At 61.9% G+C, this 14,857-nt stretch carries 13 protein-coding genes; 8 read left to right on the top strand and 5 right to left on the bottom strand.

Annotation, left to right across the window (positions count from 1 at the left end; all coding sequences use genetic code 11):
- Positions 1-110 precede the first annotated feature (110 nt).
- Positions 111-1,421: an NAD(P)/FAD-dependent oxidoreductase gene (locus DLD99_RS28075; RefSeq protein ID WP_114886317.1), complete on the bottom strand. Its 1,311-nt coding sequence runs from the start codon at positions 1,419-1,421 to the stop codon at positions 111-113.
- Positions 1,422-1,566: 145 nt separating this feature from the next.
- Here DLD99_RS28075 and DLD99_RS28070 point away from each other — a divergent pair, with 145 nt between their 5' ends.
- Positions 1,567-1,920: a YkgJ family cysteine cluster protein gene (locus tag DLD99_RS28070; protein WP_114886315.1), complete on the top strand. Its 354-nt coding sequence runs from the start codon at positions 1,567-1,569 to the stop codon at positions 1,918-1,920.
- A gap of 4 nt (positions 1,921-1,924) precedes the next feature.
- Here DLD99_RS28070 and DLD99_RS28065 read toward each other — a convergent pair whose 3' ends face one another.
- A complete protein-coding gene (locus DLD99_RS28065) occupies positions 1,925-2,413 on the bottom strand; it encodes an Lrp/AsnC ligand binding domain-containing protein (RefSeq protein WP_003177284.1) in 489 nt (162 codons plus the stop codon).
- Between the two features lie 154 nt (positions 2,414-2,567).
- Between DLD99_RS28065 and dadA the strand changes: the two genes are divergently transcribed.
- The 6 genes from dadA (at position 2,568) to DLD99_RS28035 (ending at position 8,662) form a co-directional block, all read left to right on the top strand.
- Positions 2,568-3,872: a D-amino acid dehydrogenase gene (gene dadA, locus DLD99_RS28060; protein WP_085731396.1), complete on the top strand. Its 1,305-nt coding sequence runs from the start codon at positions 2,568-2,570 to the stop codon at positions 3,870-3,872.
- Entirely contained in the window at positions 3,844-4,197 is a 354-nt protein-coding gene (locus DLD99_RS28055; protein ID WP_085708889.1) for a RidA family protein, read from the top strand. Before dadA ends, DLD99_RS28055 begins: the two co-directional genes overlap by 29 nt.
- A 95-nt stretch (positions 4,198-4,292) precedes the next feature.
- The gene (gene alr, locus DLD99_RS28050) at positions 4,293-5,366 is read left to right on the top strand and encodes an alanine racemase (protein WP_114886313.1); all 1,074 of its coding nucleotides are present in this window, start codon (positions 4,293-4,295) and stop codon (positions 5,364-5,366) included.
- Positions 5,367-5,455: 89 nt separating this feature from the next.
- Entirely contained in the window at positions 5,456-6,004 is a 549-nt protein-coding gene (locus DLD99_RS28045) for a cupin domain-containing protein (RefSeq protein WP_003229444.1), read from the top strand.
- Between the two features lie 182 nt (positions 6,005-6,186).
- Entirely contained in the window at positions 6,187-6,603 is a 417-nt protein-coding gene (locus DLD99_RS28040; protein WP_025112727.1) for a c-type cytochrome, read from the top strand.
- A 136-nt stretch (positions 6,604-6,739) separates the two neighbouring features.
- Positions 6,740-8,662 carry an acetyl-CoA hydrolase/transferase C-terminal domain-containing protein gene (locus tag DLD99_RS28035; protein WP_114886311.1) on the top strand — a complete coding sequence of 641 codons (1,923 nt, stop codon included), beginning with the start codon at positions 6,740-6,742 and terminating at the stop codon, positions 8,660-8,662.
- A gap of 126 nt (positions 8,663-8,788) precedes the next feature.
- Here DLD99_RS28035 and DLD99_RS28030 read toward each other — a convergent pair whose 3' ends face one another.
- Complete coding sequence (locus tag DLD99_RS28030) at positions 8,789-9,361, bottom strand: xanthine phosphoribosyltransferase (RefSeq protein ID WP_007920398.1); 573 nt, start codon at positions 9,359-9,361, stop codon at positions 8,789-8,791.
- Between the two features lie 57 nt (positions 9,362-9,418).
- Positions 9,419-11,428 carry a DNA helicase Rep gene (gene rep, locus DLD99_RS28025; RefSeq protein ID WP_085708895.1) on the bottom strand — a complete coding sequence of 670 codons (2,010 nt, stop codon included), beginning with the start codon at positions 11,426-11,428 and terminating at the stop codon, positions 9,419-9,421.
- Positions 11,429-11,692: 264 nt separating this feature from the next.
- Here rep and DLD99_RS28020 point away from each other — a divergent pair, with 264 nt between their 5' ends.
- On the top strand, positions 11,693-13,363 hold the full coding sequence (locus tag DLD99_RS28020; protein WP_114886309.1) for a putative bifunctional diguanylate cyclase/phosphodiesterase: 1,671 nt from the start codon (positions 11,693-11,695) through the stop codon (positions 13,361-13,363).
- A 39-nt stretch (positions 13,364-13,402) separates the two neighbouring features.
- On the opposite strand, the gene DLD99_RS28015 is transcribed toward DLD99_RS28020, so the two are convergent.
- Positions 13,403-14,797, bottom strand: coding sequence for a NorM family multidrug efflux MATE transporter (locus tag DLD99_RS28015; RefSeq protein WP_114886307.1), 1,395 nt, complete (start codon positions 14,795-14,797; stop codon positions 13,403-13,405).
- Between the last annotated feature and the right edge of the window lie 60 nt (positions 14,798-14,857).

Raw genomic sequence — 14,857 nt, 5'->3', positions numbered from 1 at the left:
TCGGAACTCATGAAGCCCATTCGCGAGCAGGCTCGCTCCCACAGGGATATGCATTCCAAAGTGGGAGCGAGCCTGCTCGCGAAGGCGTCATCAATGGCGCTGCAAAAATATCAGACCAGCTCTTTGAGTCGATGCCACAACATCCCCAACGCCAGCAACGGCGAGCGCAGATGCTTGCCGCCGGGGAAGGTGATGTGTGGCACTTTGGCGAACAGATCAAAGCCGCCACTGTGCTGGCCGCTGATGGCCTCGGCCAGCAACTTGCCCGCCAGGTGCGTGGCATTCACGCCGTGGCCGGAATAGGCCTGGGCGTAATACACGTTCGGCTGATCGCTCAGCCGACCAATCTGCGGCAGACGGTTGGCACCGATGCCGATCATCCCGCCCCACTGATAGTCGATCTTCGCCGAGGCCAACTGCGGGAACACTTCCAGCATCTTCGGCCGCATGTAGGCGCCGATGTCTTTCGGGTCACGCCCCGAATAATGGCAGGCGCCGCCGAACAGCAGACGACGGTCCGCCGAGAGCCGGTAGTAATCCAGCGCCACCCGCTGGTCGCAGACGGCCATGTTCTGCGGCAGCAGGGCGTGGGCCTGTTCTTCGCTCAGTGGTTCAGTGGCGATGATGTAGCTGCCGGCCGGCAGCACCTTGCCGCTGAGTTGTGGATTCAGATTGTTGAGATAGGCATTACAGCCCAGCACCAGGGTCTTCGCCCGCACCGAACCTTGCGCCGTATGGACCCGGACTTCGGGGCCGTAGTCGATGCGGGTAACCGCCGATTGCTCGAACAGCTTCACCCCGAGTTGCTGCGCTGCAGCAGCTTCCCCGAGTGCCAGATTCAGCGGGTGCAGATGGCCGGAACCCATGTCGATCAAACCACCGACATAGCGTTTGGAGCCGACCACGGTGTGCATCTCGTTGGCTTGCAGCAGTCGGGTTTCGTAGCGGTAACCGAGGCCGCGCAATTCTTCAGCGTCTTCGGCAAAGCCTTCCAGGTCGGAAGGTTTGTTGGCGAGGTCGCAGTAGCCCCAGGTCAGGTCGCAGGGGATTTGAAATTTCTCGACGCGCTGTCGGACGATCTCCACCGCTTCCAGGCCCATGAGTTTCATCTGACGCACACCGTCGGCGCCGATCACGTTGGCAAACTGGTCGAGGCCATGACCGACCCCGCGAATCAACTGTCCGCCGTTACGGCCGCTGGCGCCCCAGCCGATCCGATGCGCCTCCAGCAGCACGACGCTCAAGCCGCGCTCGGCGAGTTCCAGCGCGGTGTTCAGCCCGGAGAAGCCGCCACCGACCACGCACACATCCGCGATCAGCTCACCTTGCAGCACCGGATGGTCGGGCTGCGGCAGGCTGCTGGCGGCGTAATAAGAGGCAACGTGGGGTTGGCTCGCGAAGGCTTGGGCGCGGGCATTCATGGGCGTCATCCTGAGCGGGTGTCGAGAAAATTTGACGGAGCATAAGCCGCAGGCCCGAGGCCGGGCAACATTGGTCGGCCCATGGTGTCTGGATCACGGCTTTTGCGGCACAATTGCCGCCTATTTCGCTCCGGTTACCGCTGCAATGAGCTGCAACAGTCAGAAAATCCGCACCCTGCGTCAGCAGATTCCCACGTTCGAGTGCGTGCCGGGCTGTCATGACTGCTGCGGGCCGGTGACCACCTCGCCCGAGGAAATGGCCCGGCTGCCGCGCAAGACCCGCGCCGAGCAGGACGCGGCCATGGAAGAGCTCAACTGCGTGCACCTGGGGCCGAACGGCTGCACGGTGTATGACGAGCGGCCGCTGATCTGCCGGCTGTTCGGCACCACCCGGACCTTGCCGTGCCCCAACGGCCGGCGGCCGGTGGAACTGATTCATCCACGGGTCGAGAAGCAGGTGTTCGAGTACATGGCCGAAAACCGCCAGGTGCTGGTCTGAGCGATCAATCCGGAATCGGCAGGCTCAGGCTCTCTTTCACTTCTTCCATCACGATGTAGCTCTTGGATTCGCGCACGTGCGGCAGTTTGAGCAGGATGTCGCCCAGCAGCTTGCGGTACGAGGCCATCTCGGAAATCCGCGCCTTCACCAGATAGTCGAAATCCCCTGACACCAAATGGCACTCCAGCACGTGGGGCAGTTTCAGCACGGCGCGTCGGAATTCTTCGAACGTGTCGCCGGATTTGTAGTCGAGGCTGATCTCGACGAACACCAGCAGGCTGCCCTTCAAGTGCTGCGGATTCAGCCGGGCGTTGTAGCCCATGATGATCCCCTCGCGCTCCAGGCGCCGCACCCGCTCGGTGCACGGCGTGGTGGAGAGTCCGACCTTCTCGCCCAGTTCAGTGAATGAAATCCGCCCGTCCGCCTGCAGGATCCGCAAGATGTTGCGGTCGATCTTGTCCAGCTCACGTTTGGTCTGAGTGTTGGTACGCATAGGGGATGCGCCTCCGTGAAAAGGGTTTTTGCCGAGAATTGTCGCCAAATATAGGCGCTTATACAGTGAAAAGCACTGGCGAATCTTTTTTACACTGCGCGCATCATTGCTCTAACAACAGACGTACGCGGCACGCCGCGAGAGGGATACAAAAATGCGCGTTATGGTCTTGGGTAGCGGCGTCATCGGTACCGCCAGTGCTTACTATCTGGCCCGTGCCGGGTTTGAAGTGGTGGTGGTCGACCGGCAGCCAGCCGCGGCCATGGAGACCAGTTTCGCCAACGCCGGCCAGGTCTCGCCGGGCTATGCCTCGCCGTGGGCCGCGCCGGGCGTTCCCCTCAAGGCCATCAAGTGGCTGCTGCAACGCCACGCGCCGCTGGCGATCAAGGCCACCGCCGATATCGACCAGTACCTGTGGATGGCGCAGATGCTGCGCAATTGCACCGCCAACCGTTACGCGGTGAACAAGGAGCGCATGGTGCGTCTGTCCGAGTACAGCCGCGACTGCCTCGACGAATTGCGCGCCGAAACCGGCATCGCCTACGAAGGCCGCAGCCTGGGCACCACCCAGCTGTTCCGTACTCAGGCGCAGCTGGATGGCGCCGCCAAGGACATCGCCGTCCTCAAAGAGTCCGGCGTACCGTTCGAAGTTCTCGACCGCGCCGGCATTGCCCGCGTCGAGCCGGCCCTGGCCAGCGTCACCGACATCCTTGCCGGTGCCCTGCGCCTGCCGAACGACCAGACCGGCGACTGCCAGATCTTCACCACCCGCCTCGCCGAAATGGCCGTGAACCTGGGTGTGGAATTCCGTTTTGGTCAGGACATCCAGCGCCTCGACTTCGCCGGTGACCGCATCAACGGCGTGTGGATCGACGGCAAGCTGGAAACCGCCGACCGCTACGTGCTGGCCCTCGGCAGCTACTCGCCGCAACTGCTCAAGCCGTTGGGCATCAAGGCCCCGGTTTATCCGTTGAAGGGTTACTCGCTGACCGTGCCGATCACCAACCCGGCGATGGCCCCGACTTCGACCATTCTCGACGAGACCTACAAGGTCGCGATCACCCGTTTCGATAACCGCATCCGCGTCGGCGGCATGGCGGAGATCGCCGGTTTTGACCTGTCGCTGAACCCGCGTCGGCGCGAAACCCTGGAGATGATCGTCAACGACCTTTATCCTCAGGGCGGCAATCTGGCCGAAGCCAGTTTCTGGACCGGCCTGCGTCCAACCACGCCGGACGGCACCCCGATTGTCGGCGCCACCCCGTTCAAGAATCTGTTCCTGAACACCGGTCACGGCACTCTCGGCTGGACCATGGCGTGCGGCTCCGGTCGCTTGCTGGCTGACCTGATGGCGAAGAAAAAGCCGCAGATCAGCGCCGAAGGCCTCGATATTTCCCGTTATGGCAACAAGACCCAGGAGTCCGCAAAGCATGGCAATCCAGCGCCAGCTCACCAATGAGCGCATGAGTCAGATCGTCAGCCACAACGGCATCGTGTATCTGGCCGGGCAGGTCGGTGACGACTTCAACGCCGGAGTCGAACAACAGACCCGCGACGTGCTCGCCAATATCGAGCGTCTGCTGGATCTGGCCGGGACTGACAAGCAGCATCTGCTGTCGGCGACGATCTACCTGAACGACATCGAGGCGCACTTTGCCGGAATGAATTCGGTGTGGGACCAGTGGCTGCCCAAGGGCGCCGCCCCGGCCCGTGCCACCGTTGAAGCGAAGATGGCCAAGCCGAGCATTCTGGTGGAAATCTCCATCGTCGCCGCGTTGCCGTAAACCGTTGTAAAGATCCCTCTCCCGGTGCTGTTGGCGGTTCACGTCGCCAGCCAGCGCCGGTTTTTATTCCCATGACCGCCAAGAAGTCTGCTGCCATGCGTCCTGCCCGTGCCCTGATCGATCTAGAAGCCCTGCGTCACAACTACCGTATCGCCCGTGAAGTCACCGGTGCCAAGGCACTCGCGGTGATCAAGGCCGATGCCTACGGCCACGGCGCAGTGCGTTGCGCCCAGGCGTTGGAGGCTGAGGCGGACGGCTTCGCGGTGGCGTGTATCGAAGAGGCCCTGGAACTGCGTGCCGCCGGGATTCGTGCGCCGGTGCTGTTGCTCGAAGGCTTTTTCGAGGCCGACGAGCTGGCGCTGATCGTCGAGCACGATTTCTGGTGCGTGGTGCATTCGCTGTGGCAGCTCGAAGCCATCGAGCAGGCCGCGTTGAGCAAACCGATCACCGTGTGGCTGAAGCTCGATTCGGGCATGCACCGCGTCGGCCTGCATCCGAAGGATTACCCGGCGGCTTACCAGCGTCTGCTGGCCAGCGGCAAGGTGGCGAAAGTCGTGCTGATGAGCCACTTCGCCCGGGCCGATGAGCTGCACGAGCAAAGCAGTGCCGATCAGGTTGCCGTGTTCGAGGCTGCGCGTCAGGGCCTGGCCGCCGAAGTCAGCCTGCGCAACTCGCCGGCGGTGCTGGGCTGGCCGCAGATTCACAGCGACTGGGTGCGCCCGGGCATCATGCTCTACGGCGCCACCCCGTTCGAAGAAGCCAACGCCGTGGCTGAGCGCCTGCAACCGGTGATGACCCTGGAATCGAAAGTCATCAGCGTGCGCGAACTGCCGGCCGGCGAACCGGTGGGTTACGGCGCAAAATTCATCACCGACAAACCGATGCGCATCGGCGTGGTCGCCATGGGTTACGCCGACGGTTATCCGCGCCAGGCGCCGACCGGCACGCCGGTGCTGGTGGCCGGCAAGCGCAGTCGCATATTGGGCCGGGTTTCGATGGACATGCTCTGCATCGACCTGACCGACGTACCGGAAGCCGGCCTGGGTTCGACCGTCGAGCTGTGGGGCAAGAACATCCTCGCCAGCGACGTGGCGAAGTGGGCGGACACCATTCCGTACCAGATCTTCTGCAACCTGCGTCGGGTGCCAAGGCTCTATTCCGAGGGTTGAAGCCCGGGCCGGGCCCAAGTGTTGTAAATACTGAACGCTGTCGCCATGATAACGCTCAATATTTCTACAACACTCAGGAGGCCCAAGCCTTGGACGTCGGTGAACGACTGCAATCGATCCGCAAGCTCAAAGGGCTTTCCCAGCGTGAACTCGCCAAGCGCGCGGGCGTCACCAACAGCACCATTTCGATGATCGAAAAGAACAGCGTCAGCCCTTCGATCAGTTCGCTGAGGAAGGTGCTGGGCGGGATTCCCATGTCCATGGTCGAGTTCTTTTCCGAAGAAATCCTTCAGGAAAAACCGACCCAGATCGTCTACAAGGCCAACGAGCTGATCGACATTTCCGACGGTGCCGTGACCATGAAACTGGTCGGCCGTGCTCATCCGAGCCGGGCCATCGCGTTCCTCAATGAAATCTACCCGCCGGGCGCCGACACTGGCGAAGAAATGCTCACCCATGAAGGCGAGGAAACCGGGATTCTGGTGGAAGGTCGTCTGGAGCTGGTGGTGGGTCTTGAAACTTTTATCCTCGAAGCCGGCGACAGCTACTACTTTGAAAGTACCAAGCCGCATCGTTTCCGTAATCCGTTCGACGCACCGGCGCGACTAATCAGCGCAGCCACACCGGCGAACTTTTAAACCGAGAGACGCCAGGCCACTGCGGCAAAGGTGTCCGGACTGTTTGACCGATGCGCAACAAGACCCCTTTAACTTTGGGGTTGTTTCAGTGTGGCGGGCTACCCGCTATACTTGCGCCCGCCTGCGAACCGTGGCCGCAGGCGTGAATAGCCACCATTGAGGGTGAACGCGTGAATCTAATTATGAAAATGCTGGCTGCACCAGCAACCGTACTGGCCCTCTGGGCTGTCAGCGCTCAAGCTGCGACGAATGACGACATTGCCAAACGCCTCGAGCCTGTCGGCCAGGTGTGTGTTCAAGGGCAAGAGTGCAAGGGGATGGAAGTCGCCGCTTCGGCAGGCGGCGGTGGCGGCGCCAAGACGCCGGACGAAGTGATTGCCAAACATTGCAACGCTTGCCACGGCACCGGCCTGCTGGGCGCACCGAAAATCGGTGACGCGGCAGCCTGGAAAGACCGTGCCGATCACCAGGGCGGCCTCGACGGCCTGCTCGCCAAAGCCATCACCGGCCTGAACTCGATGCCTCCGAAAGGCACCTGCGCCGATTGCTCGGATGACGAGCTGAAGGGCGCTATCCAGAAGATGTCCGGCCTGAAATAAGCCGCGCTTCTGACGAAAAAAACCGTCTTCGGACGGTTTTTTTGTGCCTGCGATTCAGGCCCGAGGCTGTTCATTGCAGCAAACAACCGGCAATCTCGGTCGTACCTCTATTCACGGAACGGGCAGGAGGCTTCAGATGGTGCAGTTGTGTTCGATCGAACAGGCAGTGGACGACGTGCTGGCACGGTTGCCGGCGCACATCCACATGGGCCTGCCGCTGGGGCTGGGCAAACCCAATCCCTTCGTCAACGCGCTGTATCGGCGGGTTGCCGGACTGCCCGAGCGGCAACTGACGATCTACACCGCCCTGTGCCTCGGCCGCCCGGCCCTGGGCGATGGCTTGCAGAAGCGCTTCATCGAACCCTTCGTCGAGCGGGTGTTCGGTGATTACCCGGAGCTGGAATTTCTCGCCGACCTGCGCCGCGACAGCCTGCCGGCCAACATCCGCATCGAGCAGTTCTTCATGCAGCCCGGCAGCCTGCTCAACAGCGCGCCGGCCCAGCAGGACTACGTCAGCAGCAACTACAGCCACGCGGCCCGCGACATCAACGCCGCCGGGCTGAACCTGGTGGCACAGTTGCTCGCCAGCAGCAGCGAATATCCCGATCGCCTGAGCCTGAGCTGCAACCCGGACATCACCCTCGACCTGTTCCCGATGATCGCCAAACGCCGGGCGGCGGGGGAGACCATTCTGCTAGTCGGTCAGGTGCATACCGAGTTGCCGTACATGCCGGGCGACGCCGAAGTCGATATCGACACCTTTGACCTGCTGATCGACGAGAAGGACAACAGCACGCTGTTTTCCACGCCGAACATGCCCGTCGGCTTTCAGGATCATTTCATCGGCCTGCACGCCAGCACATTGGTGCGCGACGGCGGCACCTTGCAGATCGGCATCGGTTCGATGGGCGATGCGCTGACTGCCGCGTTGTTGGCGCGTCAGGCTGATAATGCCGGCTACCGGGAGTTGCTGGCCGATGTGAATCTCAGCCAGTGGGCGCAACTGATCGAACGCGAGGGCGGTATCGAGCCGTTCGCCAAAGGCCTTTACGGCTGCAGCGAGATGTTCGTCAACGGCCTGCTGGTGCTGGCGGACGCCGGGATCATCCGGCGCAAGGTCTACCCGGACGTGCAGACCCAGGAACAGGCCAACGCCGGCACCCTCGACGAGGCGGCGCAAACCGACGGCATATCAGTGCACGGCGGTTTCTTCCTCGGGCCTCGCAGTTTCTATGAGCGCTTGCGTGAGCTGCCCCACAGCAAACGCCTTGAATTCAACATGACTCGCATCAGCTATATCAACGAGCTGTATGGTCAGGAAGAACTCAAACGCCTGCAGCGTCTTGATGCGCGTTTCATCAACACTGTGTTCACCATGACCCTGCTCGGCGCGGGTGTAGCGGATCAACTGCAGGATGGTCGGGTGCTGAGCGGCGTCGGCGGGCAATACAACTTCGTCGCTCAGGGCCATGCGCTGCACGATGCGCGGTCGATCCTGCTGCTGCGCAGTTGGCGCGAATCCGGTGGCGATGTCAGTTCGAACATTGTCTGGGAATATGGCCACTGCACGATTCCACGGCACCTGCGCGACATCGTGGTGACCGAGTACGGCATCGCCGATCTGCGCGGCAAGTCGGATGCGGTGGTGATCGAAGCGTTGCTCAATATCAGCGACTCGCGCTTCCAGCAGGGCCTGATCGAGCAGGCGCAGAAGGTCGGCAAGCTGCCGAAGGATTTCCGCCTCGATCCGCGCTTTACCGACAACACCCCGCAACGCTTGCAGGCGATTGCCGCGCGGCATCCGAACCTGTTTCCGGAGTATCCGCTGGGCTGCGATTTCAACGAGGTCGAGAAGGATCTGTTGCGGGCGCTGAACTGGCTCAAGAGCAAGTTCAAGCTGACGGAGATTCTGGAGTTGGGCAAGGCAGCACTGGATGCGCCGGAGGCTTCGCTGTATCCGGAGCATCTGGCGCGCATGCAGCTCACCCACCCGGAAGGCCTGAAGGAAGACCTGTTTCAGCGGTTGTTGCTCACTGGCCTCAAAGCCACCGCACAATAACTCCAACACCCAAAGCAACTGTGGGAGCCAGCCTGCTGGCGATTGCTATCTGCCAGTCCTGAAGATGTTGACTGACACGATGCCATCGCCAGCAGGCTGGCTCCCACAGAGGTAATGCGGGGTTGCTTACTCGATGAAGGTCACGACGCCATCCTTTAGCGACTTCACGCGAGCCAGCGACTCGACGCGATAACCCTGCGAGTCCAGCTCCGCACGGCCGCCCTGGAATGACTTCTCGATCACGATGCCCAGGCCCGCGACGGTAGCGCCGGCCTGCTTGATGATCGAAATCAGCGCCTGGGACGCCTTACCGTTGGCCAGGAAGTCGTCGATGATCAGCACGCGGTCGCTGCTGGTCAGGTGACGCGGGGAGATGGCCACGGTGCTTTCGGTCTTCTTGGTGAACGAGTAGACGGTCGCCGACAGCAGGTTTTCAGTCAGGGTCAGGGACTGTTGCTTGCGGGCGAAGATCACCGGCACGCCGAGGTTCAGGCCGGTCATGATCGCCGGGGCGATGCCCGACGCTTCGATGGTGACGATCTTGGTGATGCCGGAATCCTTGAACAGCGAGGCGAATTCGTCGCCGATCAGCTTCATCAGGGCCGGGTCGATCTGGTGGTTCAGGAAGGCGTCGACCTTCAGGACCTGGTCGGAAAGCACGATGCCTTGTTCGCGGATTTTCTGGTGCAATGCTTCCATGAAGCTGTCCTCATTTGGCGCTTTGTGCGCCGAAGGTCTAGTAAAAAGTGGTCAATTCTAGCGCTTTAACATCGCGCGTATATCAGCCAGTGCGCTATTGCCCCGCACGGCTTTGACTTCGGTCGGTGTGTCGTCGTTGCCTTCCCAGGCCAGGTCGTCCGGCGGCAGCTCATCGAGGAAGCGGCTGGGCGCGCAGTCGATGATCTCGCCGTACTGTTTGCGCTTGGCGGCGAAGGTGAACGCGAGGGTCTGGCGCGCGCGGGTGATGCCCACGTAGGCCAGGCGGCGTTCTTCTTCGATGGTGTCGGCTTCGATGCTGGAACGGTGCGGGAGGATTTCCTCTTCCATGCCCATGATGAACACGTAAGGGAATTCCAGACCCTTGGACGCATGCAGGGTCATCATCTGCACGCCTTCGGCGCCGTCCTCTTCTTCCTGCTGACGTTCCAGCATGTCTCGCAGGACGAGTTTGCCGATGGCGTCCTCGACGGTCATTTCGCCGTCTTCGTCTTTTTCCAGGGTGTTCTTCAAGGCTTCGATCAGGAACCAGACGTTGCTCATCCGGTAGTCCGCAGCCTTGTCGCTGGAACTGTTGGTGCGCAGCCAGTTCTCGTAGTCGATGTCCATGACCATGCTGCGCAAGGCGGAGATCGGGTCTTCGCCGGCGCACTGCTCGCGCACCTTGTCCATGAAGCGCTTGAAGCGCGACAGGCGATCGGTGAAGCGGCTGTCCAGATGTTCGCCCAGGCCGAGTTCATCGGTGGCGGCGTACATCGAGATCTTGCGTTCGGTGGCGTAGTTGCCGAGTTTTTCCAGGGTCGTCGAGCCGATTTCCCGGCGCGGCACGTTGATCACCCGCAGGAAGGCGTTGTCGTCGTCCGGGTTCACGATCAGGCGGAAGTAGGCCATCAAGTCTTTCACTTCCTGGCGCCCGAAGAAGCTGTTGCCGCCGCTCAGACGGTACGGCACCTGGTGGTGCTGCAGTTTCAGCTCGATCAGCTTGGCCTGGTAGTTGCCGCGATAGAGGATCGCGAAATCGCTGTACGGGCGGTCGGTGCGCAAGTGCAGGCTGAGGATTTCCATGGCCACGCGCTCGGCTTCGGCGTCCTCGTTGCGGCAGCGGATCACGCGGATCTCGTCGCCGTGGCCCATCTCACTCCACAGCTGCTTTTCGAATTCGTGCGGGTTGTTCGAAATCAGGACGTTGGCGCAGCGCAGGATGCGGCTGGTGGAGCGGTAGTTCTGCTCCAGCATCACCACTTTCAGGGACGGATAGTCGTCCTTGAGCAGCATCAGGTTTTCCGGCCGCGCGCCGCGCCAGGCGTAGATCGACTGGTCGTCGTCGCCCACCACGGTGAACTGGTTGCGTTTGCCGATGAGCATTTTCACCAGCAAATACTGGCTGGCGTTGGTGTCCTGGTATTCGTCCACCAGCAGGTAGCGCACCTTGTTCTGCCACTTTTCGAGGATGTCGGCGTGTTCTTCGAAGAGTTTCACCGGCAGCAGGATCAGGTCGTCGAAGTCCACCGCGTTGAACGCCTTGAGCGTGCGCTGATAGTGGGTGTAGACGATGGCGGCGGTCTGTTCCTTGGGGTTGCGGGCGTTTTCCAGGGCCACGGCCGGCAGGATCAGGTCGTTCTTCCAGGCGCCGATCATGTTCTTGATCTCGTCGACGCCGTCGTCGCCTGCGTATTCCTTCTGCATGATGTCGGTCATCAGCGACTTGACGTCGGTCTCGTCGAAGATCGAGAAACCGGGTTTGTAGCCCAGCCGTTCATGTTCCTTGCGGATGATGTTCAGGCCCAGGTTGTGGAAGGTACAGACCGTCAGGCCGCGACCTTCGCCGGGACGCAGCAGGGTGCCGACCCGTTCCTTCATTTCGCGCGCGGCCTTGTTGGTGAAGGTCATGGCGACGATGTACTGGGCACGGATGCCGCAGTTCTGGATCAGGTGCGCAATCTTGCGCGTGATCACGCTGGTCTTGCCGGAGCCAGCACCGGCGAGCACCAATAGAGGGCCGCCGACGTAGTTCACGGCTTCTTGCTGCCGGGGATTGAGTCGGGACATACGAAAATTCGGGAGTCGTTGACGAAATGGGCCGGCATTTTAACAGGCTCAGCGATTTGTGCTGCTCTCTCCGACTTGTGACGCACCACGCGATTCAAATTTGCCGGTTTTGATACTTTCACGCAGGATGCGCGGTGATTTTGCGGCTAATGTTCTCATTCGTGACACAAAATAACGTTTTGATAACCGTTGTCATTTGGTCATTGGTTGGCAGAACGGCATAATGCCCGCCGCCCACATCATTGCAGAGTCTAGGGAGTCAGCTTGACTACGCCTGTCGAACCCTTGCGTTTGCTGCTACTGGCCGAAGAGCCAGCGTGGACAGCGTTATTGCGCGAGTGTCTGGCTCCGTTGGGGAGCGCGGCGGTGCTGATCAGCGCGCCGAGCTGGGAGTCGGTCAGCAGTCTGTTCGAAGACAACCGCCATGCGGTGTTGTTGACCGTTCCCGCTTTGCAGCCGGCCCCCGGCCGTTGCAGCCTGCCGACCGTGTTGCTGCTGGAACGCGAACCGGCGATCGCGCCCGATGGCGTCAGCGACTGGCTGGTGTTCGATGCCCTCGATGCCGGCATGCTTCGTCGTTGCCTGCGCCATGTGCGCGAACGCGGCGTGCTGGAAAACACCCTGCAACGTCTGGCCGAACAGGATCCCTTGACCGGCATCGCTAACCGTCAGGGCTTCCAGACCCTGCTGACAGCGCGCCTTGCCGAAAATGACGGTCGCGGTCTGGCCCTCGGGCACCTCGATCTCGACAACTTCCGCTACGCCAACGACGCCCTCGGCCATCAGGCCGGTGACCGGTTGATCCTGCAAGTGGTCGCCCGGCTGAAAAGCCAGCTGGAGGCCGGCGATCAACTGGCGCGCCTGGGCAGCGATGAATTTGCCCTGCTGATCGACACCCGCCGTGCCCCGCAACGGGCCGAATGGATGGCCGAACGCATTACCGAAGCCTTGGCCGAGCCTTACTGGATCGACGGTGAAAGCCTGCTGATCGGCTCCAGTCTGGGCATTGCACACGCCCGCGCCCAGGGTGGTGCCGATCCATTGATGTGGCATGCGCACATCGCCATGCAGCAGGCCAAAAGCACCCAGGGCTGCACCTTTCACATCTTCAACGAACGAATCAACCGTAATGCCCGCAGCATCGCCGACCTCGAAAGCGAACTGCGCCGGGCGTTGCGCCGCGACGAACTGGAACTGCATTACCAGCCACGCCTGGACATGCAGGACGGTCAGATCGTCGGCCTCGAAGCCCTGGTGCGCTGGCGTCACAGCGAACGCGGCCTGTTGCCGCCAAGCGAATTCGTGCCGCTGGCCGAGCAAAGCGGTCTGATCGTGCCGCTGGGTTACTGGGTGATTTCCCGGGCCCTGCGCGACATGCAGGCGTTGCGCGAGCGCGGATTGCCAGCGCTGCATATGGCGATCAACCTGTCGTTCCGCCAGTTTCAGGACAGCCAGTTGCTGCCGACGCTCAGCCGCTTGATCGCCGAGCGCGGGGTCGAGGCGCAATGGCTGGAGTTCGAACTCACCGAAACTGCCGTGATGCGTCGCAGCGATCTGGTCAAACAGACCATGGACGCTCTCGGTCGCCTCGGCGTGCGTTTTTCGCTGGATGATTTCGGCACCGGGTTTTCGTCGTTCGTGCACCTCAACAGTCTGCCGATCACCTTGCTGAAGATCGACAAGAGCTTCGTCGGCGGCATGGAGCAGCGCGAAGAAAACCGCAAACTGGTGCACGCGATGATCAACCTCGCGCACAACCTGCACCTGGAAGTGGTCGCCGAAGGGGTAGAAACCCGGGAGCAACTGGATCTGTTGCGCGGATTCGGCTGCGATCAGGTGCAGGGTTACCTGATCAGCAAGCCATTGCCGTTGGCGGAGCTGGTTGACTATCTGATTGCTGACGCCAGCCAGCCTCCGCTGGGTATTGTGGTCTGACTAAAAGGTGTACGGGAGCAGGGTTGCTCCCGTAGCCCGTCATTCCGGCTGAGCGATCTTGAATCCTCGAGATTGCGGCTCCAGTCGGATCATCCGCTTCATCTTCCATTCGAACGCCAGCGTCAGGCTGATCGCTGCGCAGGCCAGGCCCAGCGCCAGCCCCCACCAGACACCGGTCGGCCCCCAGTGCAGATGGAACGCCATCAACCACGCTGCCGGCGCGCCGATCAGCCAGTAGCAACCGAGCCCGACCAGGAAGGTGGTCTTGGCATCCTTGAGTCCGCGGATGCAGCCCATGGCAATCGTCTGCGTGCCGTCGAACAGCTCGAACCATGCCGCCACCGCCAGCAGGCTCACGGCCAGCCGAATTACCTCGGCAAACGCCGGGTCGTTATGGTCGAGGAACAAACCGACCAACTGGTTCGGCAACAGCCAGAACACCATCGCAAACCCCAGCATCACCACTGCACCAAAGACGATTCCGACCCGCCCGGACATTCGCGCATCGTTCAATTGCCCGGCGCCGTAGTGCTGGCCGACGCGCATGGTGATCGCGTAGGACATGCCCGCCGGCACCATGAACGCCACCGAGACGATTTGCAGGGCGATCTGGTGCGCCGCCAGTTGGGTGCTGCCCATGGTGCCCATGCACAGCGCCGCGAAGGCGAACAGTCCGACTTCCACCGCGTAGGTGCCGCCGATCGGCAGGCCCAGGCGCCAGAGTTCTTTCAGGTACTGCCGGTTCGGCCGCGACAGGCCCTCGCGCAGCGGGTAAGCGTCATAGGCCGGATGCCGACGGATATGCCACGCCAGTGCCAGTGCCATGCAGTTGGCGACAATCGCCGTGACCAGGCCGATACCGGTCAGCCCCAGTTTCGGCAGGCCGAACATGCCGGTGATCAACGCGTAATTGAGCAGGAAGTTGGCCACGGTGCCGGCGAGGCTGATGACCATCACCGGCGTCGCCCGGCCAATCGCGCTGGTGAAGCCGCGCAGGGCCATGAAGCTCAGGTAGCCGGGCAGGGCGAACGGCAGGGCGATCAGAAACTGTCCGGCGGCGTTGACGTTGGTCTCGGTCTGGCCGAACAGCAGCAGCACCGGTTTGAGGTTCCACAGCAGCAACCCGGCGCCCAGCGCCATCAGCCACGCCAGCCACAGCCCGGCCTGGGTCAGTCTGGCGGCGCCGATAATGTCGCCGGCACCCTGACGGATTGCCACCAGGGTGCCGACCGCCGCGATCACGCCGATGCAGAAGATCGACACGAACGAGTAGCTGGCCGCGCCCAGCCCGCCGCCGGCCAGCGCTTCGGGGCTGAGGCGGGCCATCATCAGGGTGTCGGTCAGCACCATCAACATGTGCGCCAACTGCGAGGCGATCAACGGCCCCGCCAGCCGCAGGATGGCCCAGAGTTCGGTACGCACAGGACGCTGCATGGTTTCACATCCTTATAAAAGAGGGAGCAAGAGACCGTCGATTCTCAGGGTTTGGCGCGG

It is taken from the genome of Pseudomonas kribbensis (genome assembly GCF_003352185.1).
In the GTDB taxonomy this organism is placed as follows: Bacteria; Pseudomonadota; Gammaproteobacteria; order Pseudomonadales; family Pseudomonadaceae; genus Aquipseudomonas; species Aquipseudomonas kribbensis.
Note: the sequence above shows the minus strand (reverse complement) of the source record. Positions and strands in the feature narration are given on the sequence as shown.